Below are 22,787 nucleotides of genomic sequence, written 5' to 3'. Positions count from 1 at the left end.
ACTTGCGATACTGAGGATGGAAGATGTCTGCCGCGCAGCCGAACTCGAGGTCGTCCAATGTCGCACACGCCCGATAGCACCCACACGCACGGGAAGCGGGTCACCACGCCCACCGCCGCCGTGCACCCGCTCGATCCCCTCACCGGGGACGAGATCGCCGAGGCTCGTCGCATTCTCGCCGATGCCGGACGCCTCACCGAGCACACGCGCGTACCGCGCATGCTGCCCGTCGATCCCGCCAAGACGGATCTCGCGGCCTGGCGGCCGGGCGATGCGCTGGACCGCCGCATCCGCGTGACCCTGCTCGATCGCAGCACGGGTATCGCCTCCGAGGCGATCGTCGCAGTGACCCGCGGGGAGATCGACGCGTTCCGCGTGCTGCCCAACGCGGAAGAGCCCTACGGCCAGCCGCAGTACCTCTTCGAGGAGTACGCCGACGCCGCCGACATCGTCAAGGCCTCGCCGGAGTGGCGGGCCGCGATGCGCCGCCGGGGCCTTGAGACGCACATGGAGCTCGCCTTCTGCTCCCCGCTCGCACCAGGGTTCTTCGGCCGCGAGGACGAGGTGGGCAGGCGCATCGTGCGCTCGCACACCTATCTTCGCTTCGACGAGCACGACAGTCCGTGGGCGCACCCGATCGAGGGGCTCGTGGTGCACGTGGATCTCACCGAGCGCCGGGTGATCCGCATCGACGACGAGGGCGACGTGCCCGTGCCCGAGCAGCACGGCAACTACGGGCTCGACGCGCAGGGCCCCGCCCGCACGAGCCTCACGCCCATCGAGATCACCCAGCCCGAGGGGCCCTCGTTCTCCGTCGACGGCGCGCTCGTGCGCTGGGAGAACTGGAGCTTCCGCGTCGGCTTCACCCAGCAGGAGGGGCTGGTGCTCAACCAGATCGCCTTCCGCGACGGAGACGAGGAGCGCTCGGTGGCGACCCGCGCGAGCGTCCCGGAGATGGTGGTGCCCTACGGCGACACCTCGGTGAGCCGCTACTGGATCAGCTACTTCGACGCCGGCGAGTACCTGCTCGGCAAGAACGCGAACTCTCTCGCCCTCGGCTGCGACTGCCTCGGCGTGATCCACTACTTCGACGCCTTCGTGCCGGACGACCACGGCAATCCGGTGAAGATCCCGCAGGCCATCTGCATGCACGAGGAGGACTACGGGATCCTCTGGAAGCACACCGACCTCGAGGGCCGGGCCGAGACCCGACGCAGCCGGCGCCTGGTCGTGAGCACCTTCTCGACGATCGGCAACTACGACTACGGCTTCTTCTGGTACTTCTATCTGGACGGCTCGATCCAGGTCGAGGCGAAGGCCACCGGAATCGTGTTCGCGGGCGCAGGGATCCCCGGATCCGACAATCCGCACGCCCCCGAGATCGCGCCGGGCATCTTCACGCCGATCCACCAGCACCTCTTCTGCGCCCGCCTCGACGTGGCGATCGACGGGGAGGACAACACGCTCCACGAGGTCGAGGCGGTGCGGATCCCCACGGGCCCGGACAACCCCCACGGCAACGCGTTCACCTGGTCCGACACCCAGCTGACGAGCGAGGCCGAGGCGCAGCGGATCGCCGACGGGCTCACGAGCCGCGTCTGGGAGGTGCGCTCGGCCCACCGCACCAATTACGTGGGCAAGCCCACCTCGTACCGGCTGATTCCGGAGGGGAAGATGCTGCTCGCCGCGCAGCCCGAGGCGACGGTGCACGGCCGCGCGGCCTTCGCGACCAAGCATCTCTGGGGCACGCAGTACGCGCCCGACGAGCTGTACCCCGCGGGCTTCTTCCCGAACGCCCACGCGCCGGGGGCCGGCCTGCCCGAGTGGACGCAGCAGGATCGCTCACTCGACGGCGAGGACATCGTGCTCTGGCACACCTTCGGCCCGACGCACATCCCGCGCACCGAGGACTGGCCGATCATGCCGGTCGACTACTCGGGATTCTGGTTCAAGCCGCACGGCTTCCTCGATCAGAATCCGGCGATGGATCTGCCCGCGGACGCCCGCGCGAGCAGCTCGGACCGCGCGACCGGCACCGGATCCGCCGACTGCTGCTCCCCCGGCTGATCGAGCGGATCCCGCCACCGCACACACCCCACACCTACGAACGGAGTCACTGTTGACCACCTCTCCCGATCTCATCCTCACCGGCGGCCGCGTCTACACCGTCGATCCTGCGCAGCCGTGGGCCGAGGCGATCGCCGTCTCGGACGGCCGCATCGTCGCCGTCGGCTCCTCGTCGGAGGTCGGGGCGCTCGCCGGCCCCGAGACCCGGGTGCGCGACCTCGCCGGGGCCTTCCTCATGCCCGGGCTCGTCGACGCCCACAATCATCACGCCATCGCGGGCGAGGAGGAGCTCTTCCAGCTGCGCGTGCCGCTCGGCGCGCACCTCGACGGTATCGTCGACGCCGTGCGCGCGCACGCCGCCGCGCTGCCGGCAGACGCGTGGGTGGTCGGCGGCCCCTGGGCGAGCGATCGCCTGGGCGAGGTCAACACGGCGGAGGCGCTCGCGCAGCTCGACGAAGCCGCGGGCGGGCGCCCGGTGATGCTCTCGGACGACTCCCACCACAATCGCTGGGTCAACAGTCGCGCCATGGAGATCGCGGGGGTGGAGCCCGGGCAGCCGGGCGTGGTGCTCGACACCGAGGGCCGAGCGACGGGCGTGCTGCTCGAAGCGGCGGGGATCCCGGTCGCACGGGCGCAGCGCGAGGCCGGCGCGCTGACCGCCGAGCAGCAGCGCGCGTCGTCGCAGCACGGGGTCGCGATCCTGAACTCGTACGGCGTCACGGCGTTCCAGGACGCCGCCGTCTCGACGCCGACCCTCGAGGCGCTGCGGGCGCTCGACGCCGATGGCGAGCTGGACGCCTGGGTGGTCTCGTCGATGCTCATCAACGACGACATCTTCGGCTACGCCGAGATCGGCGACGACCTCGTGTTCGCCGGCGAGCCGTACCGCACCGAGCACCACCGCCCCGACTTCGTGAAGATCTTCCTCGACGGCGTGCCGCCCACCCGCACCGGAGCCTTCCTCGAGCCGTACCTGCCCGACGAGGTGCACGGCGCTCACTTCCACGGCGAGACGCTGCTCGACCCGGAGGAGCTCGCCGACTGGCTCCGCCGCGTGGCGGACGTCGGGCTCTCGGCGAAGGTGCACTGCACCGGCGACGCCTCGGTGCACGCGGTGCTGAATGCCGTGGAGAAGCTGCGCGACGAGGGATACACGGACACGCGCTATCAGGTGGCGCACGGCCAGTTCGTGCACCCCGACGACATCGCGCGCTTCGCCGCTCTGGGCGTGTCGGCCGAGATCTCGCCCTTCATCTGGGTGCCGGGCCCCATCGTCGAGGCGATCCGCGAGGTGCTGCCGCGCGATCGCGCCGACCGCATCCAGCCGAACCGCGCGCTGCTCGATGCCGGGGCCGTCGTCGCCGGCGGATCCGACTGGCCGGTGTCGCCGTCTCCGAACGCGTGGGAGGGCATCCACGGTCTCGTCACCCGCGAGGACCCGAGCGGGCAGTACCCCGGCACGCTCTGGCCCGAGCAGGCGATCACCCTCGACGAGGCGATCGCCGCGTTCACGATCGGCGGCGCCACGGCCATGGGGCTCGAGCACGAGACGGGTTCGCTCGAGCCGGGCAAGTCAGCCGATTTCGTGCTGCTGGATCGCGACCCATTCGCGCATCCCGCGAACGAACTGGTGCAGACGACGGTCTCGGAGACCTGGTTCGCGGGCCGCCGAGTCTTCGCGCGCGACTGACGCTCCCCGCCGTTCCCGTCCATCCGGGCGGGACCCCGCCCGTCATACCGAGGGCGGGACCCCGCCCGTCCACCTCACGCCGACACCGACCCGATCGAAGGAGAACCCATGCAGGTGCTCACCGTGCTCTACCCCGAGCCGACCGACCGCGCCGCATTCGCGGAGTACTACCGGAGCACCCACCTGCCGCTGTGCGCGCAGCTGCCGGGGGTGCAGGACATCACGTACGCGCTCGACGTCTGCGAGCCCGGCGAGGGTCCGTACTACGCGATCTTCCGGGCGACCTTCGCCGACGAGGCCGCGATGGGCGCGGCCCTGGCCTCGCCCGAGGGGCGGGCCGTCGAGGCCGATGTGCCGAACTACGCGAGCGGCGGGGCCATCGTGATCCCGCACGCGGCCGAGTCGTTTCCGCTCGGCTGAGGCACTCCTGGGTGTCGACTCCGCAGCGCTCAGCTCACCCGGCGAGCGGCCGCCGCCGGGCGAGCGAGCCGGAGGCGAGGACCCGCTCGACGCGCGCCGCCGCGGCGAGCAGTTCGGCGTCGCGACCCGGCGCTCCGTCGAGCAGCAGCCCGGTTCCCGCGCGTCCGAGCAGCCGGCCGAGCGGCAGCGCGAGGCTGGGCGAGCCCACCACCGTCGCGAGACGGGTGAAGGAGGTCATGCGCGCGAAGAGGTCGCCGCAGCCCGCGAGCGAGGAGGTCGCCGTCTCCTCCGACGCCGGTGGGAGGACCGGCACCGCAGGCCGCAACACCGCGTCGATCCGGTGCCGCCCGAGCAGGGCGAGGTACGCCGCTCGCGCACGCGCGCAATCGTTCAGCAGGGTGTGCAGGCGCGCGCTCCAGACACCGCCGGCCGTCGCGGCGAGGCTCGACTCGAGCAGGTGCACCGCGTGCGGATCCACCATCTGCTCGATCACGGCGTCCAGCGACGGCAGCCGCGCGTCGCCCGCGAGGACGCTCCTGAGCGACGGCGCCAGCTCGTGCGCGCCGAGCGCCGGTTCGAACGCCGCGACGGCGCGATCGAGGGCGGCCAGGTCGATCGGCACCAGCCGCACCTCCGGCGCCGCGGCGAGCAGCGTCAGGGCGGCCGAGGCCCCCGCGGCCACCGCCGCGTCGCAGCGCGCGAGATCGTCGGCGTCGACGCCGATGCGCAGCGTGGACGGCACCGCTCCCTCGGCGCTCCGTCCGGCGCACGCCCCCACGAGCTCCCCCGCCAGCACCGCGTCGAGGCGGCGGAGCGACGCGAGGTCGGCCGCCATCGGCCCCACGGTATCCCGGGAGAACGCGATGCTCACCGCGCCGTCCTCGGGGTAGCGCCCGGTGCTCGGGCGGAACCCCCAGGTGTCGGTGCAGGCCGCCGGGATCCGGGTCGACCCGCCGGTGTCGCTGCCGATGCCGTAGCGGCAGACCCCGGCCGCGATGATCGCGGCGTTCCCTCCGCTCGACCCGCCCGCCACCCGCCCCGGCAGCGCCGGGTTCGCCACCGGCCCGATCGCGGTGCGGGTCGACGTCACCCCGAGCGCGAGCTCGTGCAGGTTCGCTTTGCCGACCACCACCATGCCCCGCGCGCGCAGCCGGGCGACCGCGGAGGCGTCGACGCGGGGCACGTAGTGCCGCAGAGCCGGCGTCGCCGCGGTGCTCGGCAGACCGCCGACGTGGATGTTGTCCTTCACGGCGACCGCGCGGCCGACGAGCGGATCGGCGGCCGGCCGGCCGATCCGCGCGGCCCGCACGAGCTCGCGCTCGATCTCGGCGGTGCCGACGACCGTCACGAATGCTGCGCCCCCGAGCGTCTCGGCCGCGTCCCTGGCGCGCAGGGTCTCGTCGACGGCGCCGTCGGGCAGCGCTGCCGGCATCAGTCGGCCAGCTCGGCGACCGCCTCGCCGATGCGGCGCAGCACGGTCGGATCGTGCCGTGAGCGCGCACCGGGCACGTAGCGCAGGCGCTCGATCGCACCGCCCGAGAAGCGGAAGCCGTCGCCGTGCCGCTCGTGCAGCTCCCAGTCCACGGGCCCCCCGTAGTCGTAGCCGACGCTGATGCCGGTGAACGGCGCCATGCCGAGCAGCATCGGCACCCCGGCGATCTCGGCCGAGCGCTCGCCGTCGACCTCGAGCCGCAGCCGCCAGCGCAGGCCCTCCGACTCGTCGACGTGCAGCACGAGCTCCCTGGTTCCCGGTGCGAGCACCGGCCCGATCGCGCGGTGCATCTCGCCGTAGGCGTTGTACGAGAGAAACGGCGCGCCGTCCTCGATGCCGAGCAGGTATCCCCCGCCCTGGTCGCCGTGCGCGACGACGACCCCCGCGGTGTCGGGGCCGACCACGACGGTCGCCTCCACCGCGAACGACTTCAGCACCGTGAGCTGCGCCGAGCGGAACCGCTCGAGCGGCGCGCGGAACGGCACGAGCGCCACGGGAGCGGCGAGCGCGGCCTCGGTGGCCGGGCGCGTGCTGTGGAGCGTGCCGTCGTCGTCGAGCGGAAAGACCGTGTTGCGCCACGCCTCGGAGCGCCAGCGCTCGGCGAGATCGGCCACGCGCTCGGGTCTGTCCGCGGCAAGATCCCGCGTCTCCGTGGGGTCGTCGGCGAGGTGGTACAGCTCCCAGCGGCCGCCGGCCGCGCCCTCCTCGCGCCGCGGCGGCTCTGGCGAGACCGCCTTCCACTCGCCGTCGACCATCGCACGGCGCCCCACGCACTCGAAGTACTGCGCCGCGCGCCCCTCGGCGGCGGGGTCTCTGAGCACCCCGGCGACGCTGCGACCGTCGATCTCCTGCGCCGGCCGCCCGCGCAGTTCGGCGAGCGGCGGGACGCCGACGAGATCGAGAATCGTGGGCGAGAGGTCGGACACGAACACGAACTGATCGCGCAGGCCGCGCGCGGCGACGGGCGCCTCCGGCCACGACACGATGAGCGGCGCGTGCACACCGCCCTCGTAGGTCGACGACTTGAACGAGCGGAACGGGGTGTTCGAGACCCGGGCCCACCCGGTCGGGTACTGCGAGAACACCCGGGGTCCCCCGATCTCTTCCGGGTCCCTCGGCACGTCGCGCACCCAGCCGTCGGGCAGCGGCGCCGAGTGCCCGAACTGCGCGAAGTAGCTGCGCGTGCCGCTCGGGCCGCCCTCCGCGGTCCCCCCGTTGTCGCTCGCGATCACGATGACCGTGTTCTCGCGCTCGCCGAGGTCTTCGAGGTGCGCGACGAGACGCCCGACGCTCTGATCGACCTCGTCGACCGCTGCCGCGTAGACCTCCATGTGGCGGGCGAAGAGTGCGCGTTCGTCATCGCCGAGGTGCTCCCAGTGCGGAATCCGATCCCCGTCGGCGAGCGCGTCTCCGGGCAGTTCGGCGTGCGGCGGCACGATCCCCAGTTCGCGCTGCCGCGCGAACCGCGACTCGCGCAGCGCGTTCCACCCCGCCTCGTAGCGTCCGCGATGGCGCTCGATGTCCACCGGCTTCGCCTGGATCGGGCCGTGCACAGAGGTGTGGGCGTAGTAGAGGAAGAACGGCTTCTCCGCGTCGTTGACGCGCAGTTCGTCGATCATCGCCAGCGCCTCATCCGTGAGCTGATCCGTGAGGAAGTAGCCGTCGGGGAACTGCTGCACATCGACCACTGAGTTGTCGCGCACGAGCCGGTGCGGGTGGTGCAGCGAGGTGAAGCCGTCCATGCTGCCGAAGTAGCGATCGAAGCCCCGCTGCAGGGGCCACGACGAGCGGTCGGCCGCGTCGTGCAACCGCGATTCGAGGGTCAGGTGCCACTTGCCCACCGCGAATGTGGCGTAGCCGCCCGCGCGCAGGGACTCGGCGAGGGTGGGCGCGTCGTCAGGGAGCTCGCAGGTAAATCCCGGGTAGCCGGGATCGGTGTGCGCGACGAAGCCGAAGCCGGCGCGGTGCGGGTTCAGCCCCGTCAAGAGCGCGGCCCGGGCGGGCGAGCACATGGGAGCGGTGCGGTAGTTCGTGAACACCCAGCCGTCGTCGGCCAGCGCGTCGATGTTCGGCGTGGGGATCTCGCTGCCGAACGGACCGAGATCGCTGAAACCGAGGTCGTCGACGAGCATCACGATGACGTTCGGCGATCCCGCCGGAGCGGTCGGCCGCGGTCGCCACCACGGCGACGACTCGGAGGCGAACTCCGCGACGCCGCCGCCGAACGACTCGTAGCCCCGGCTCCCCGCCGGATCCGGGCCGCTCGCGCGCCGCCGCTCGGCCGCCCCGGGCCGCGCCCCCACGCTCAGCCCGCCTTCCGGATGAGTTCGAAGATGCGGGTGCGCAGTTCGGCGAACTCGGGCACCGAGCGGGTGGTGATCTGATCCCGCGGGCCGCCGAAGTCGATGTCGATGATCTCGGTGACGCGGGCGGGGCGTTCCCCGAGCACGACGACCCGGTCGGAGAGATAGACGGCCTCGTCGATGTCGTGGGTGACGATGACGATGGTCATGCCGAACTCCTCGCGGATCTTGAGGCACAGATCCTCGAGCTCGAAGCGGGTCTGGGCGTCGACCGACGCGAAGGGCTCGTCCATGATGAGCACCTCGGGCCGGTAGGCGATCGCGCGGGCGATCGCCACGCGCTGCTGCATGCCGCCGGAGAGCTGCCACGGGTACTTCGCCTCTGCGCCGGCGAGGCCGACGGCGGCGAGGGCCGAGCCGATCCGCTCCTCGCGTTCGGCGGCGGGCAGGCGCAGGTGCTTCAGCGGCAGCCGCACGTTCTTCTCCACCGTCAGCCAGGGCATGAGCGATCGCGTGTACTCCTGGAACACGAGCGCCATCTCCTCCGGCGGCCCGTCGATCTGCTTGCCGTCGATCCGCGCCGAGCCCGACGTGATCGACTGCAGACCGGTGAGGCACTTGAGCAGCGTGGTCTTCCCGATGCCCGACGGGCCGACGATGCACGCGATCTCGGCGCTGCGCACGTCGAACGTGAGGTCCGCGATCACGGGCACCGGGCCGTGCTTCGTGTCGTAGGTCTTGGCGAGGCCCTGCACGCTCAGGCGCGCCGGCGCGTCGACGGTCGAGGTGGTGTTCATAGGTTCTTCTCCTGCTGTCGGATCGCGATGTACCAGCGCAGCACGCGGCGCCGGAAGAGGGAGAGCAGGGCGGTGGCGGCGTAGCCGATGATGCCCAGCACGAGGATCCCGACCCACATGTCGGCGATCATGAAGGACTGCTGCGCGAGCAGCGTCCGGGCCCCGAGGCCGTTGGAGGAGCCGAGCATCTCGCTCGCGACCATCACGACGAAGGCCGTGATCAGGCTCACCTGCATGCCCGACAGGATGCGCGGGCTCGCCTCGGGAAGGGCGACCGAGAAGACGCGGTCCCAGCGGCTCAGGCGGTAGATCTGCCCCACGGCGCGTCGGTCGGGATCGGTGGCGTGGATGCCGTCGATCGTCGAGATGAGCACGGGGAACAGCGCCGAGAGCGTGATGGCGAGGATTCGGGTCTCGTTGCCGAATCCGATGAGCGACACGAAGATCGGCACGAGCGCGACCGGCGGGATGGCGCGGAAGAAGTGGATGGTCGGCTCGACGAGCGCGGAGAGCCAGCGCGAGGTGCCGAGCACGATGCCCAGCAGCACGCCGATCGCGCAGGCCAGCACGAACGAGAGCACCAGGTTGCCCACCGAGGATCCCACGTCGCCCCAGAACATCGGCGTGCCGAGCAGCTCGACGAGGCGCTGGAGGATCGTCTGCAGCGGCGGGAAGAAGGTGTTCGTCGAGCCCGCCGAGGCCACCCACCACAGGGCCAGCAGCAGGATCGGCACGAGGATCTCGGCGCCGATCAGCACCCACTTGGGCAGACCGCTGCGCTTCTGGCGTCGGGCCTCGCGCGTGCGCACGAGGACGGTCGAGGTGAACGTCATCACACCACCTGCTTCCGATACTGGGGATGCCAGTGCAGCAGGCGCCGCTCGCCCCACTGGCTGAGTCCCTGCACGATGAGGCCGAGCACGCCGAGGATCAGCACGTAGGCGAACAGCTGATCCTGGTTGCCGGTGATCTGGGCGAGCAGCAGGCTCTGCCCGAGCCCGGGGCCCCCGCCCAGCAGCCCGGCCACCACCGCGACGATGAGCGCGGTGGGCGCCGCCACCCGCACCGCCGTGCCGATGTAGGGCAGGGCGCTCGGCAGCACGATGCGCCCGAGGATCTCGCCCGAACCGAGGCCGTACGACTGCCCGGTCGCCTTCGCCACCGGGTCGGTGTCGAAGACCCCGGCCGACGACTGCACCACGATCGACACGAAGCAGCCCATGAACACGAGGAACACGCCCATGCCCGCGGTCGGGCCGAGCACGAGCACCACCACCGGCAGGATCACGATCGGCGGGATCGGCTTCAAGAACTCGAGCGGCACGCGCGTGGCGTGCATGGCGAGCGGCGAGACGCCGATGCCCACACCCAGCAGCACGCCCGCCACCGTCGCGACGATGAGGCCCACGAGCGCCATGTACACGGTGTCCCAGGTCGCCATCCACATCTCGGGAGTGCCGAGCAGGCCGAAGAACGCGCGGAACGCATCCACGGCGGTCGGCAGCGGCGAGTCGGCCAGCGGCCCCGCCGTAGCGGCGAACTGCCAGAGGCCGATCGCCGCCACGGCGCCCAGCGCGCCGATGCCGGAATTGAGCAGTCGAGAGTCTCGCATGGTCGTGGGTCAGCCCTGCAGGATCACGCCGTCGAGATCGACCGGCTGGGGCAGGAAGCCGAGGGCGACCATCTTCTCGTTGGGGCGCTCCAGGTCTTCCGGGTTCACCACCAGGGGCCAGACCGGGGTCTTGACCTGGTCGACCGTCAGCGTCGATCCCGTGTAGTCGAGGCCTGCCTGGATCGCCTCCTCCGGGTTGGCCGTGGCGTACTCGTTCGACTTGACGATCGCGCGCTGGAATGCGGCGATGGCCTCGCCCTTCTCCTCGACGGTCGCCGTGCCGGCGGTCCACAGGCCGGTCGCACCGGTCTCGAAGAAGCCGATCGACGGCGCGGAGAGCTGGGTCGCGCCCGCCTCTGCCGCCTCGGTGGTGAAGGGGCTCACGAGGCCGGCGGCGTCGACCGTGCCGTTCTTGAGCCCGGCCACGGCGGAGGTGAAGTCGAGCACCACCCAGTTGACGCCGCTCGCCGGGTCGATCCCGGCCTTCTCGAGCTCGCCTGCGATGACGACCTCCAGCTGCGCCTTGCGCGCGGGGATCGCGATCGTCTTGCCGTCGAGATCCTCGATCGACTCGATGCCGCTGTCGACCGCGGCGAAGAGCCCGGTGTCGTCGAACTCGGCGGGGTCGTCGATCTCCGCGGGGTCGTCGGGATACCCGTCGGCCGCGCCGATCACCTGGATGGGCACGCCCTGGCTGAGCGCGTTGAGCAGCGGGATGCTCGGGGAGTAGGCGATGTCGACCTGCCCGCTCTGCACCGCGGCGAGGCCCGCGGGCGGGTTGGCGACGATCGAGGTCTCGATCTCGAGCCCCTCCTCCTCGAAGAAGCCTTGCTCGATGCCGGTGAGGAGGCTGCCGTCGGACGTGAGGCCGATGGTCGCCACGCTCAGCGTCGTGAGCTCGCCGCCGTCCATGGCGTCCGAGCCGGCGTCGTCCTGACCGGAGGTCCCGGACGAGCAGCCCGCGAGGGCGAGGACGGCCGAGGCCGCGAGCGCGATGCCGGCGGCGAGGCGGTTGGATTTCTGCATGAACGACTCCTTCGTCGGTGGGAGGCACTCCCGTTGAGGTTCGCCGATCCGTTTAATCACCAATCGGTGACTAAAGGATAATCTCCAGCGACTCCCCTTCGGTAACGAGCGGATAACGATTAGTCACCACTTGGTGATAATAAACTTCGAGTGTCGCCCGGAGACCGCGCATCCAGCGCGCGTGACCCTATGATCGAGCACAGGACCCGCGGAAGGAGCCCGCACCATGCCGAAGATCGTCGACCACGACGAACGCCGCGCGCACATCGTCGAGGCCGTCACGCAGATCATCATTCGAGACGGCTTCGACCGGGTCACCATGCGCGAGATCGCAGCCGAGGCCGGATACGCGCACGGGGCGATCGCGCGCTACTTCCCCGACAAGAAGAGTCTGCTCACCGCCGCGTTCCTGCAGGTGTTCCAGGGCTCGCACGAGCGCACCCTCCAGCGGGTGGAGGGGGTGCGCGGCCTGCAGGCCCTGCGACAGATGTTCCTCGAACTGCTCCCCTTCGAAGCGGACGGCCCGGAACGGGCGCGCGTCGTACTCTCCTTCTGGGACCGGGCAGCGCAGGATCAGGAGCTGTGGGAGATCCACCACGAGAACATCACGCGCCGCCGGGAGCTGATCCGGCGCTTCCTCGTCGAGGCGCGCGACGACGGGGAGCTCGACCCCACCCTGGTCATCGAAGACGGGGTCAACCGCGTCTCCGCGCACAACGCCGGTTGGCAGATGATGGCCGTGCTCGTCCCCGAGTCGGCCGATGAGGCCAGCCTGCTCGCGAGCATCGACTCCATCCTCGACGCCCTGCACGCCGACCGCGGCGCCGAGCGCTCGCGCACCGCCTGACGGCGGCTCCGCCGGTTGAGCGACCGAGGAACGAGGAGGTCGAAACCCGACGCGATCCGCGGTTCCGACTCCGCTGCGCTCCGCTCAACCGGCGGGGTCTCCGCCTACCGCTCCCCGTTCAGCACGAACCGCGCGCCGAGCTCGCCGATCAGCACCGACGGGGCGTTCGTGTTGCCCGTCGTGACGCGGGGCATGATCGACGCGTCGATCACCCGCAGCCCGTCCACCCCGTGCACCGCGAGCCGCGGCGACACGACGGCCAGCTCGTCGACACCCATCTTGCAGGTGCCGACCTGGTGGTGATACGTCGCGAGCGTGTTGCGCACGTACTCCACGAGATCCTCACCATCCCCCACCTCGGGACCGGGGTACATCTCCGTGGCGCCCCAGCCGCCGTCCGCCGGCGCGGCCGCGAGCGCCGGCTGCCGGCCGATGCGGCGGCACTGACGCACCGAGGCGACGAGCGACGCGACGTCGTCCTCGTGCTCCAGCGCGTGCGGGTCCAGCAGCAGCGGATCCTCGGGATTCGGCCCGGACAGCCGGATCTCGCCCCGCGACTCCGGGGTCACGAGTCCGGCCATCAGCGAGAAGCCGTTGCCGCCCTGGGGCTCGAGGAAGTCGCCGTACATGGGCACCGAGAACAAGATCGGCTGCGTATCGGGGCGATCCAGATCCTCCCGGCTCTTCCAGAACAGGTGGGACTGGGTCACCGACACGCCCTCGCGGGGCGGGTCGATGGGCGCGGCGGTGTCGAAGATCACGGGCGCGAGGTAGTGGTCGTGCAGGTTCTTGCCCACGCCGGGCAGGTCGACGCGCGACGCGATCCCCACTTCGCCCAGCTCGTCGGCGGGGCCGATCCCGCTGCGCAGCAGCACCCGCGGCGAATCGATCGCACCTGCGGCGAGGATCACCTCGTCGGCGAACAGCTCGCGCAGCCGCCCGCCCTGGGCGAAGCGCACACCGACAACCCGGGGCCGGCCGCCCTCGGGCGCGTCGGCCTCGTCGGCGAAGATCAGCTCGTGCACGTGGCAGCCCACCTCGAGGGTGAGGCGATCCCGCACCGGCTTCACGTACGCCATGTAGGTGTTGAGGCGCTTGCCATCCCGAATCGTCACCTGCTGCTGCGACACGCCCTCGATCGACGCACCGTTGTAGTCGGGATTGCGCGGCAGCCCCTCCTCCACCGCGGCATCGATGATCGACGCCTGGATCGGCGACAGCTCGTACTCGTCGGTGACGTCGAGCAGGCCGTCGGTGCCGTGCCACTCGGGATCCCCCGCGCCCCGGTAGTTCTCGATGTCCCGGTAGACGGGGAGCACGCTCTCCCACTCCCAGCCCGGGTTGCCGAGGGAAGCCCAGTGGTCGAAGTCGCCGGGCACGCAACGCACCCAGATCATGGCGTTCAACGAGTGGGATCCGCCCAGCACCTTGCCCCGCGGCCAGTGCAGGCGGTGCCCGCCGGCGCCCTCCTGCGGCACCGTGTAGTAGTCCCAGTCGTCGGGACTGTGCCACAGCTCGCCCATTCGGCTCAGGTCGTGGATCGCGGGGTTGGTGTCCTCGCCCCCGGCCTCGAGAAGCGTCACCTCCACCCCGGCGTCGGTGAGGCGACGGGCGACCACGGAACCGGCCGACCCCGCACCCACCACGATCACGCTGTTCGGCCGCGCGGCCGATCCGGACTGACTCGACATCAGAACTCCTCTCGCTCGCGGCACCCTCGCCGCACAGTCCATTCAAGCATCGCACCGACACGAAGCGACGGTCGAGCACCGGCTGCCGGTCGTGCCCGGTCGATCAACGCGCGTGCGCTCCAGCGCAACAGACGTCGCCCGGCCGCGAGCCGACCGTTGGCGGCCCGGTTCGTCTACACTGGAGGAGAAAAACTCGCCGCACGCCGAAGGACGCCGCCATGCCGAAGATCATCGACCACGATCAGCGACGGAGCGACATCGTCGACGTCACCTGGGAACTGATCGTCGAGGGAGGCATCGAAGCCGCGACGATGCGCGAGATCGCCGCGCGCGCCGGATTCGCGAACGGTGCGCTGAAGCACTACTTCACGGGCAAGGACCAGATCATCAAGGGCGCCTACGAACGGTCGCTGCACGGCCTCGGAGACCGTCTCGCCGCACACGTCGCGGGCCGGCGCGGCATCGAGGCGCTCGAGATGTCGATGCGCTTCACCCTGCCGATCGAGGAGGGCGACGCCACCGCGGCCCGGGTGCTGCTCTCGTTCTGGGAGCGGTGCGCGTTCAGCCCGGAGCTCGACCACGGCTACAGCGAGCACCTCGACTCCTGGAAGGCCATGCACCGGCAGTACCTGCGGGAGGGCCGCGAGGACGGCGACATCGTCACCGCGACCCCGGACGAGCAGCTCGTCGACGAGATCGTCATGATGAACATCGGCGCCACGGTGGTGCGGGTGGTCAGCCCCGAGCACATGAGCGTCGCCGTGCTCGACGCGCAGGTCACCGACTTCATCGCGCGTCTGCGTCGCGCCGACTGATGTTCAGTCCGAGGCCCTGACGCACGCGGCGGCCGCTCTCGGGCTTCTGCCGTGCGCCGCCGCCCCAGACCGCCGCCTCACGCCGCCGACTCACGCCGCCCGCGGCGCCCGGAAGGCCAGCAGCCGTGCCGGGTTCTCGACCATGATCCGGTCGAGGTCGGCCGGCCCCACCCCGAACTCCGCCAGCGTCGGCAGGAAGTGCTCCACGACGTATCCGTAGCCGTGCCCGCCGCAGCGGCGCAGCTGCACCCGCTGGCAGACGTCACCGCCGAGCACCAGCTGCGCGCCCCAGCCGTCGGCGACGAGCTCGGCGAAGCCGCGCGCCGCGGTGCGATCGGTGAACGGGAAGAGCGTGCCCCAGGGACTGCCCGTCGTGCCGAGGAAGTCGGCTTCGACGGACGCCCCGCGCGCGAGCAGGCGCCTGGCGAGGTGCATGTCGTCGGCGATGGATCCGGCGTGTCCGAAGATCACGGATCGGGGATCAGCCCCCTCCTCCTCGAGCGCGTCGAGCACGCGCAGCTTGGCCTCGCCGAAGCCGCCCATGTGCAGGGTGATCGGCGCGCCCGTGATCGCCGCGGCCCGGCCCGCAGCGCGCACGCTGCGCATCTCCTGCGGATCCACGGGATCGCCCTCGGCTCCCACCTCTCCGATGATGCCGGATCGGATCCCGGTCCCGTCGACCCCCACGACGAGATCGCGCACGATCTCGGCCGTGAGGTCTTCGAGGGTCCGGTCCGGGAAGTCCGCGGGGTGGAGGTCCCGCTGATACCACCCGGCGCCCATCACGAGATGCAGCCCCGACGCGCGGCTCAGCCGGGCGAGCGCCCGCGGATCGCGCCCGATGCCCGCGCTCGTCACCTCGACCATCGCGCCACCGCCCTGACGCGCGAAATCGCCGATCTCGTCGAGCATCTCCGCGAGATCCCCGAGAACGTCGTTGTCGGCATTGGGGCGGCCGCCGCGCACCGCGGCGAGATTCGCGAGCGTCAGCGGATCCCGGGCCTGCGGCTCCCACTCGCCCGGCCGCGGGTTGCGGGAGTGCGCCGGACGACGGATGTCGAGGAAGAGGTGCTCGTGCATCAGCGTGGTGCCGAGCGCCTGCGGCGACACCGGGCCGAGCACGGTCTGCACGAGGCCCTCGAGGTTCGGGATCACGAGGGAGTCGAGGGTCGGGATCACCCGCGCGTCGCGATCCGGGATCACACGGGTGTCGAGCCCCGCGGATCGATGCCCCGGGGCCTCGCCCGGACGACCCCGAGCCCCGGTGTGCGCGCCGGTCACGATGTCTGCTCCGTCGTCGCGCGCGCGAGCACACCGGCCGCGTTGGCTCCGCCGACCGCGCGCAGCAGCGCGTCGTTCGCCCCGAGCCCGCGGAGGTAAGGCAGGAATCGCTCCGGGACGAACTCGAGCCCGGTGCCCCCGTACGCGGTGAGACGATGCTTGTTGCGGATCCCGCTGCTGAGCAGGATCCGCGACGCGTCCCCTCGCTCGGCGGCTCGCAGAACCGCCAGTGCGACATCGTGGTCGGAGACCGCGGTGCGCACGTTCGGGATCCTCCCCAGATCGTCGAAGCAGATCGCGGTGCCGAGGCCGAGCAGCGCGTCGAGACGCGCGGGATCGACGCCGGCGAGCGGTGCGCCGCGGCCGTCGCGCCGGGCGATGCACGCCGCCGCACCGCCCAGGATCACCCGGTCGCGTTCGAGCCCCGCGGCATCGACGGCGGCGAGCGCGCGGAGCAGTGACCCGCGACCGGGCTCGTCGGCGATCGCGATACCCCAGGGGTCTTCGCGCGGCGCGAGCACCAGCGCGGCGCCCGCCGCGCGCGCCGCTCCCGCCGCCGCCTCGATGCGCGCCGCATCCGCCGGGTCGGCGGCGGGATCCGGGGCTGGCAGCGGCAGCGCACCGACCGCGCCCGCCGCGTGCTCCGCGGCGCACAGCGCGGCGGCGATGCGCTCGGCGACGAGCTCCGGAGCAGCTCCGCAGGCCGCACCGTGCGGCCCCTGGGAGCCGTCGACGCCGCGCACCAGCGCCACGCCGCTCGCCCGGCTGAGCGCGGCGAGCAGCGCGGGAGTCGCGGTCGATCCGCGTCCCGCCAGCACGACGACCGCCGCGGCGGGGCGCGGAACGGGTCGGCCGTTGCCGGTGTGTGCACCGTGCGAGACGTCACCGGTGAGCGCACCGTGCGAGACGGTGGCCGCGAGGCCGTCCAGCGCGGCCTCGGCGTCCGCGCCCGCGAGCGTGCGGTCGTCGCGGTTCTCCGCCCCCAGCATCAGCCGGCCGAGCCGCTCCATCGTCACCGGTGCACGCTCGAATGCCGCGTCGGTCGCCGGCCGCCCGCAGGGCCCCGGGTCATCGGCCGGCGCGCACAGCAGGGTTTCCGCGGCGAGCACGGTCTCGAGAGAGCCGGAGTCGATCCGGCCGAGAACGGTGGTGAGCGTGGACACGGCGGAGCGGCCGGATGGGTCAGGAGGCGGTGGCGACGAGCACGCGCGGACTGCCCGGCAGCGCGACCAGGCGGTCGACCGTCCACCCGGTCTCGGCGAGCCACCCCTCGACCTGCTCGATCGGGTAGACGACGGTGCCGTCGATGTTGAAGTACTCGCCGGCGTGCAGGGCGTCGATGGGGCGCTGCACCTCGTCACGGTCCAGGAAGAAGTCGAGCAGCATCAGGGTGGCCCCGTCGGCGGCGGCGTCGCGGGCCGCGGCGAGGATCGCGCGGTTCTGCGCCTCGTCGAAGCGGTGCAGCACGTGCGTGAGCAGCAGCAGATCGTGATCGCCGCCGGGAGCGGTGGACTCGGTCGGCCCCTCCTCCAGCACGATGCGATCGGCGACGCCCGCCTCACGGGCCGCTGCGGCGATCCCGTCGGTGAAGCCCGGGGCGTAGACGAAGCGCGTCGTGAGTTCGGGATTCTGCCGCATCGCCTCGATGGAGAAGCCCGCCGCCAGGCCGCCGAAGTCGAGCGCGCTGCGGAATCCCGAGAAGTCGAAGGCTCGGCCGAACTGCTCGGCGTGGAGCGCGTTGTAGGTCATGACGCCGTTCATGAATTCGCCCCAGCCGGCCTCGTCGAGGTCGAGGGTGCCCGCTTCGTCGGAGTCGACGGTGCGGCCGTATCCCAGCCACTGCCGGTAGCTGATGTCGCCGAGGAAGGCGATGAAGGGGGTCAGATCGATCTCGCCCGCGCCCGAGAGATACTTCGCGGCGTCGGCCTGGAGCGAGTAGCTGCCGTTCTCGCGGTCGAGCAGCCCGAGCGAGTTCATGGCGTCGGCCAGCGTGCGCACCTGGCGCTCGGCGTGCTGCGTTGCCGCGGCGAGCTCGGCGACGTTCTTGGGACCGTCGGCCAGGGCCGTGAAGATGCCGATGCGGCTCGCCGCGTCGAGCTGCTTCGCGCCCATGAAGCCGATGGCGATGTCGACGATGCGTTCGGGGGTTGCGGTCATGGTGTGGATCGTCCTTCGCTGTGCGGGCCGTCCCGGCGATTGCGGGACGACGATGTCCGAATGGTGGCCTGCGGGAAACTCTACAACTGTAGAAACTTAAAGTCCAGCGCCCGCCGAGCTTATTTTCTACTATCATAGAAAAACACATCGCGGTGGGCCGCCCCGGGCGGCGCACCCCGCTCTCGCCCCCTCGCCGCTCCCGCACTGCCCGCGCCACCGCGCGCCCGACCGCACTGCTCCCGGACCGAAACGCATCCTCAGTGATATCGCGGTTTCATCACACCATCACACCCTCATTCCATACATACACTCCGCCATTCGCCGACGAAAGGTCACCCATGCCCCTCGCAATCCATCACCTCCCCTCCCCGGGATCCGCGCACCCGCCCGTCGTACTCCTCCACGGGTTCGCGTCCAGTGCCGCCGAGGATTACCTCGCAACCGGCTGGGCCGAGTCCCTCGCCGCCGCTGGACGCACGGTCATCGCCGTAGACCTCCCCGGCCACGGAGGGAGCCCCTCGGTCGATGCCGACACCCGGGCGACCACATCGGCGGTCGTCGCCGCGATCCTCGAGGCCATTTCTGCCGCCGTTCCCGAGGGACCCTTCGACGTGGTGGGGTACTCCCTCGGCGCGCGGCTCGCCTGGGAGCTCCCTGCGGCGTCACCGAGGGTGCGCCGGGTGGTGCTCGGCGGACTCAGCCCGTTCGAGCCCTTCGCCACTGTCGACCCCGCCGAACTCGATGCCGTGCTTCTCGGAGCGGAGCCCAGCACCCCGCTCGTCGGCATGATGGCAGGGATGATCTCGGCGCCCGGTCGAGATACTGAGTCGCTCGCTCGGCTGATCCCGGGCCTCGCCTCGGAGCCGTTCGCTCCGCAGACGGCGGCGCCGCAGGTGCCGGCCCTGCTCGTCGCGGGGAGCGGCGATCCGATGACCCGGGGCATCGAAGAGCTCGCGGAGGCGCTCCGCCAGGGAGCACTCACCCACGTGCCGGGTGATCACCGTGGCGCGCTCGACAGCATCGAGTTCCGGACGGCCGCGATCCAGTTCCTGGCATAGCGGATCCACCCGAAGCAGGAGTCGCGTTCTGCCGCTATCCGTGGTCCGAAACGGCAGAACGCGACTCCCACTTCGGGGAGATGAGGCACCCCGAAGACTCCGAACACCACCGGCCCCGCAAGCACCACCGGCACCGCAAGCACCACCGGCAACACTGGCGTCACCGGATGCGATCCCGAGTCATGTCGCGTCGTCCGAGCGCCAGCCGCGAGAGCGCAAGGCAGCCCGCGCCATCTCGAGCATTCCCTCCTCAGCGCTCTCGGAGGCGAACCTGACGAGCAGCCAGCCCTCCGCTCCCAGCTCGTTCTGACGCCGCAGATCCTCGCTTCGCCTGCGCCCCTGCTCGTCCCAGTGCCAACCACCGTCGTACTCGAAGACGATCCGATACTCCCGCAAGACGAGGTCGCCGTAGTAGGTCCGACCGCTCCGCACGTCGATCCGACCGTTGGGCACCCCGGTCGGCAGGCCGTTGCGCTCGAAGAGGAGCCTCATCAGCGTCTCCCTCGGCGAGTGCGAGCCGGGCCGCATCAGCCTGCGGGCCGCACGGAGGCGAGATACCCCGTTCCAGTTGCCGAGGCTCGAGAGCATCGCATCGACCGCCGCGACAGTCGCGATCGGGTCGAACGGATCCCACAGCCGCTCGCCTGCGACGACCAGCGATTCCTCGTCATCGAGCAGGGAGGCCAGCGCGGCCCAAGCATATTCCGGGACCACGACCCGCACTCCGCGGGCGTGCACGACCGGCACCGGAAGACCGGTGCGCCTGCCGACGATTCCGGACCCGCGCGGCGCGTTCGCCGCTCCGATCGCGACCACGTGCAGCCGCGCATCGCGCTCGAGCGTTCTGGGGAGATAGAGGCCGTGCAGCAGGGCCGCCGTCGCGCCCGACACGGCCCAACTCGCCGGCTTGCCCGCGAGGGCGAGGCGAGACCTGCGTGCGAGCTCAGCGACCCGGTCGAGGGCCGGACCGGGTCGTCGCAGTTCGCGCACGCCGCGGAACTCGTGATCCAGGTCGAGTCTGCGCAGGCGGCCGAGCGGGATCCGGGCCGCAGCGGCCTGCCGCACCGTGAACGGCGCGGCGCGCAACTCATGGGGCAACGGCCCGGCGATCCTCGACATGCCTCCATACTGATCCGATGCCCCGCCCCGCATCGAGTGGTCCACAGAGGCCCTGGCAGAAATGACGAGGATCCCAAGGATCCGCAGTCTGTGAGCGAAGCGCGCCGCCCCGGGCACCGTACCTGCCGCCGGTCGTGACCCGCGTCCTGCCTCTCCTCCTCAGAACACGGAAAGTGGGAGTCGCGTTCTGCCGCTTCGTCAGCGGTGATGCGGCAGAACGGGACTCCCACTTCGGGAGGGCGAGATGGGATCGCCGGCGGGCGCGGCGGGCGCGGCGGGCGCGGGCGCGGCGGGCGCAGGCACGGCGCGGGCGCGGCGCAGGCACGGCGCGCACCGAAGGACGCGGACTACGCCGCGGGCGGCGCCCAGACCCCGTCGGCGCGCACCTCGCGGTCCAGCCAGAGCTCTGCCGTGGCCTCGCGGATCCGCTCCGCGCCCTCCCGCGCCAGCAGCGAGATCGCGCCGAGGTTGTCATCCAGCTGCCGCACGCTCGACGCGCCGAAGAGCACGTTCGCGGTGGCGGGGTTCGCGAGGCAGAACGCGATCCCGAGCTGCGCGGGCGTCGCGCCGAACGAGGCCGCGATCTCGGCGACGCGCGGGTACGCGGCGACGATCCGCTCGCGGATCCCGCCCACGTCGGCGCCGATCTTGCGCCCGGGAGTGAGCTTGCCGACCAGGATCCCGCCCTCGAACGCGTCGGAGGCCTGCAGCGCGAGCGTGCCGTCGGCGAACCACTTCCCGTAGAACTCCCCCTCCGCCATGCTGCGGCGCACCAGACCGTACTTCAGCTGCGCGAAGCTCGGCGCGGTGAGCCCCTCGGCCTCTGCGGTGTCGAGCGCCAGCTGCAGCGCCTCGGCCGGCCAGTTGTTGACGCCCCAGCTCGCGAAGCTGCCGCGGTCGATCTCGAGCTGGACATCGCGCACCACCTGCGCGATGTCGATGTCTCCCATGAAGTCGCCCACGACCACGGTCTCGAACGATCCGGGATCCGCCCCGGCGGCGCCGATCCGCTCGAGCGACACGTCCATCTGCTCGGCGAAACCGGTGCGCGGGTACTCCCACAGCCACAGCTTGCCGCACAGCTGATATCGGGATCGGTCGAGCCCGAGCTCGCGGATGGCTTCGCCGAAGAGCAGATCCGTGCGCGAGGCCTCGGCGTGCGGCCCCATGTTGTAGTAGGCCACGTCGAAGAACGCCGTACCGGCCTCGACCGCGCGCTCGATGAGCGCACGGCGATCCTCGGGCTCCATGCGGTCCCAGATGTTCCAGGAGCCGAGCGCGAAGACCGGCACCTCCGGGCCTCCGGGCCCGAGTCTCCGCACGGGCACCTCACCAGTGAACGTCACAACCGCCTCCTCGCAGCACTCGCGAGCCGGGCCGCGTGCGCGCACCCGAGCCCATTGCTCTTTATTTTCTACAATCGTATAATATAAACCACCACCGATCCAGTGCCTCCACGAATCCTTCGCGGCGGCCCACGACGAAGGAGTCACCGTGACCTCTCCCCGCACCGTTCTCATCACCGGCGGCGCCGGCGGCATCGGCCAGGGCATCGCCCGGGCGTTCATCGAGTCGGGCGCCCGCGTGATCCTCGCGGATCGCGATGCCGCGGCGGTGCACGCGGCGTCCGCAGCGCTCGCCGAGAGCGTCGGCGCGAGCGGCGGTGCGAACACCGGCACGCCCGTCAGCGCGCTCGCGCTCGACATCACCGACGCGGAGGCCGTGGCGGCCGCGTTCGCGCGCCCCGCGCAGGACGGGGGCGCCGGCGGCGCCGACGTGCTCGTCAACAACGCGGGCATCCTCTCGGTGCACGGCGCCGTCACCGAACTCGGCCCCGACGCCTACCGCTCCATCCTCGAGGTCAACGTGATCGGCACGTTCACCATGATCCAGGCGTTCGCAGCGCACCGGATCGCGGCGGGAGGCGGTGGCTCGATCGTCAACATCTCCTCGATCGGCGGGCGTCAGCCGACCCCCGGCATGGGCGCCTACGAGTCGAGCAAGGCCGCGGTCGACTCGGTGACACGCTGGGCGGCGATCGAGCTCGCGGCGCACGGGATCCGGGTCAACGCGGTCGCCCCCGGGCCGGTCCTCACCCCCATGCTCGAAATGGGCATGCCCGAGGGATCGCCCGCACGAGAGGCGTGGTCGAGCCGCATCCCGCTGGGCGATCTCGCGCGGGTGGACGACATCGCCCCGGCCGTGACCTTCCTGGCGGGCGCCGGTGCGGCGCACATCACAGGGGTGAGCCTGGCGGTCGACGGCGGGCAGCTGCTCACCTGAGCCTCCCTGCCCGACTCCCTCCGCCCCCAGCGTTGCCCCCACCACGTGACACCGCCCGGGAAATCACCCTCGAAGCCCGACACTCGCGGGGCGCTGCGGGGCGGAGGGACCACGGAGTCGCCACCGAGG

The 22,787-nt window shown here is 71.5% G+C and carries 19 protein-coding genes; 7 read left to right on the top strand and 12 right to left on the bottom strand.

Annotated elements, in window-relative coordinates; translation table 11 throughout:
* Positions 1-57: 57 nt before the first annotated feature.
* The 3 genes from EVS81_RS13735 (at position 58) to EVS81_RS13725 (ending at position 4,177) form a co-directional block, all read left to right on the top strand.
* The gene (locus EVS81_RS13735; protein WP_130110864.1) at positions 58-2,067 is read left to right on the top strand and encodes a primary-amine oxidase; all 2,010 of its coding nucleotides are present in this window, start codon (positions 58-60) and stop codon (positions 2,065-2,067) included.
* A gap of 52 nt (positions 2,068-2,119) precedes the next feature.
* A complete protein-coding gene (locus tag EVS81_RS13730; RefSeq protein ID WP_130110863.1) occupies positions 2,120-3,757 on the top strand; it encodes an amidohydrolase in 1,638 nt (545 codons plus the stop codon).
* A gap of 108 nt (positions 3,758-3,865) precedes the next feature.
* On the top strand, positions 3,866-4,177 hold the full coding sequence (locus EVS81_RS13725) for an EthD family reductase (RefSeq protein WP_130110862.1): 312 nt from the start codon (positions 3,866-3,868) through the stop codon (positions 4,175-4,177).
* A gap of 34 nt (positions 4,178-4,211) precedes the next feature.
* On the opposite strand, the gene EVS81_RS13720 is transcribed toward EVS81_RS13725, so the two are convergent.
* From EVS81_RS13720 to EVS81_RS13695, 6 genes are read right to left on the bottom strand one after another with little or no spacing between them, the layout of a single operon-like run.
* The gene (locus tag EVS81_RS13720; RefSeq protein WP_130110861.1) at positions 4,212-5,609 is read right to left on the bottom strand and encodes an amidase family protein; all 1,398 of its coding nucleotides are present in this window, start codon (positions 5,607-5,609) and stop codon (positions 4,212-4,214) included.
* A complete protein-coding gene (locus tag EVS81_RS13715) occupies positions 5,609-7,972 on the bottom strand; it encodes an arylsulfatase (protein WP_130110860.1) in 2,364 nt (787 codons plus the stop codon). The genes EVS81_RS13720 and EVS81_RS13715 overlap by 1 nt, the downstream gene beginning before the upstream one ends.
* A 2-nt stretch (positions 7,973-7,974) precedes the next feature.
* Entirely contained in the window at positions 7,975-8,769 is a 795-nt protein-coding gene (locus tag EVS81_RS13710) for an ABC transporter ATP-binding protein (RefSeq protein ID WP_130110859.1), read from the bottom strand.
* Positions 8,766-9,602 carry an ABC transporter permease gene (locus tag EVS81_RS13705; protein ID WP_130110858.1) on the bottom strand — a complete coding sequence of 279 codons (837 nt, stop codon included), beginning with the start codon at positions 9,600-9,602 and terminating at the stop codon, positions 8,766-8,768. Before EVS81_RS13705 ends, EVS81_RS13710 begins: the two co-directional genes overlap by 4 nt.
* Positions 9,602-10,381 (bottom strand): ABC transporter permease, encoded by a 780-nt coding sequence (locus EVS81_RS13700; RefSeq protein WP_130110857.1) that lies wholly within the window; start codon positions 10,379-10,381, stop codon positions 9,602-9,604. The genes EVS81_RS13705 and EVS81_RS13700 overlap by 1 nt, the downstream gene beginning before the upstream one ends.
* Before the next feature lie 9 nt (positions 10,382-10,390).
* Positions 10,391-11,407: an ABC transporter substrate-binding protein gene (locus EVS81_RS13695; RefSeq protein ID WP_130110856.1), complete on the bottom strand. Its 1,017-nt coding sequence runs from the start codon at positions 11,405-11,407 to the stop codon at positions 10,391-10,393.
* Between the two features lie 226 nt (positions 11,408-11,633).
* On the opposite strand from EVS81_RS13695, the gene EVS81_RS13690 reads away from it, so the two are divergent.
* Positions 11,634-12,254: a TetR/AcrR family transcriptional regulator gene (locus EVS81_RS13690; RefSeq protein ID WP_130110855.1), complete on the top strand. Its 621-nt coding sequence runs from the start codon at positions 11,634-11,636 to the stop codon at positions 12,252-12,254.
* Between the two features lie 104 nt (positions 12,255-12,358).
* Here the strand turns inward: EVS81_RS13690 and EVS81_RS13685 are convergent, their stop codons facing one another.
* Complete coding sequence (locus EVS81_RS13685) at positions 12,359-13,945, bottom strand: GMC family oxidoreductase (protein ID WP_130110854.1); 1,587 nt, start codon at positions 13,943-13,945, stop codon at positions 12,359-12,361.
* 218 nt (positions 13,946-14,163) lie between these two features.
* On the opposite strand from EVS81_RS13685, the gene EVS81_RS13680 reads away from it, so the two are divergent.
* Positions 14,164-14,760 (top strand): TetR/AcrR family transcriptional regulator, encoded by a 597-nt coding sequence (locus EVS81_RS13680; protein WP_130110853.1) that lies wholly within the window; start codon positions 14,164-14,166, stop codon positions 14,758-14,760.
* Between the two features lie 90 nt (positions 14,761-14,850).
* Here the strand turns inward: EVS81_RS13680 and EVS81_RS13675 are convergent, their stop codons facing one another.
* Genes EVS81_RS13675 through EVS81_RS13665 form a run of 3 tightly spaced genes read right to left on the bottom strand, consistent with a single transcriptional unit; the run spans position 14,851 to position 18,198 of the window.
* Complete coding sequence (locus EVS81_RS13675) at positions 14,851-16,041, bottom strand: phosphotriesterase family protein (protein ID WP_240739863.1); 1,191 nt, start codon at positions 16,039-16,041, stop codon at positions 14,851-14,853.
* Positions 16,038-17,204 (bottom strand): amidohydrolase family protein, encoded by a 1,167-nt coding sequence (locus tag EVS81_RS13670; protein WP_130110852.1) that lies wholly within the window; start codon positions 17,202-17,204, stop codon positions 16,038-16,040. Before EVS81_RS13670 ends, EVS81_RS13675 begins: the two co-directional genes overlap by 4 nt.
* A 19-nt stretch (positions 17,205-17,223) precedes the next feature.
* Positions 17,224-18,198, bottom strand: a complete 975-nt coding sequence (locus EVS81_RS13665; RefSeq protein WP_130110851.1) for a methyltransferase — start codon at positions 18,196-18,198, stop codon at positions 17,224-17,226.
* Positions 18,199-18,536: 338 nt separating this feature from the next.
* Between EVS81_RS13665 and EVS81_RS13660 the strand changes: the two genes are divergently transcribed.
* Positions 18,537-19,256: an alpha/beta fold hydrolase gene (locus tag EVS81_RS13660; RefSeq protein WP_130110850.1), complete on the top strand. Its 720-nt coding sequence runs from the start codon at positions 18,537-18,539 to the stop codon at positions 19,254-19,256.
* Positions 19,257-19,436: 180 nt separating this feature from the next.
* Here EVS81_RS13660 and EVS81_RS13655 read toward each other — a convergent pair whose 3' ends face one another.
* Both EVS81_RS13655 and EVS81_RS13650 read right to left on the bottom strand, forming a co-directional pair.
* The gene (locus EVS81_RS13655) at positions 19,437-20,375 is read right to left on the bottom strand and encodes a DUF559 domain-containing protein (protein ID WP_165384274.1); all 939 of its coding nucleotides are present in this window, start codon (positions 20,373-20,375) and stop codon (positions 19,437-19,439) included.
* A 347-nt stretch (positions 20,376-20,722) separates the two neighbouring features.
* Positions 20,723-21,721 carry an aldo/keto reductase gene (locus tag EVS81_RS13650; RefSeq protein WP_130110848.1) on the bottom strand — a complete coding sequence of 333 codons (999 nt, stop codon included), beginning with the start codon at positions 21,719-21,721 and terminating at the stop codon, positions 20,723-20,725.
* A gap of 148 nt (positions 21,722-21,869) precedes the next feature.
* Between EVS81_RS13650 and EVS81_RS13645 the strand changes: the two genes are divergently transcribed.
* Entirely contained in the window at positions 21,870-22,658 is a 789-nt protein-coding gene (locus EVS81_RS13645) for an SDR family NAD(P)-dependent oxidoreductase (protein ID WP_130110847.1), read from the top strand.
* The last annotated feature ends 129 nt before the right edge of the window (positions 22,659-22,787 follow it).

Source organism: Leucobacter triazinivorans, assembly GCF_004208635.1.
Lineage (GTDB): Bacteria > Actinomycetota > Actinomycetes > Actinomycetales > Microbacteriaceae > Leucobacter > Leucobacter triazinivorans.
This window is presented reverse-complemented; position numbering and strand designations above follow the sequence as displayed.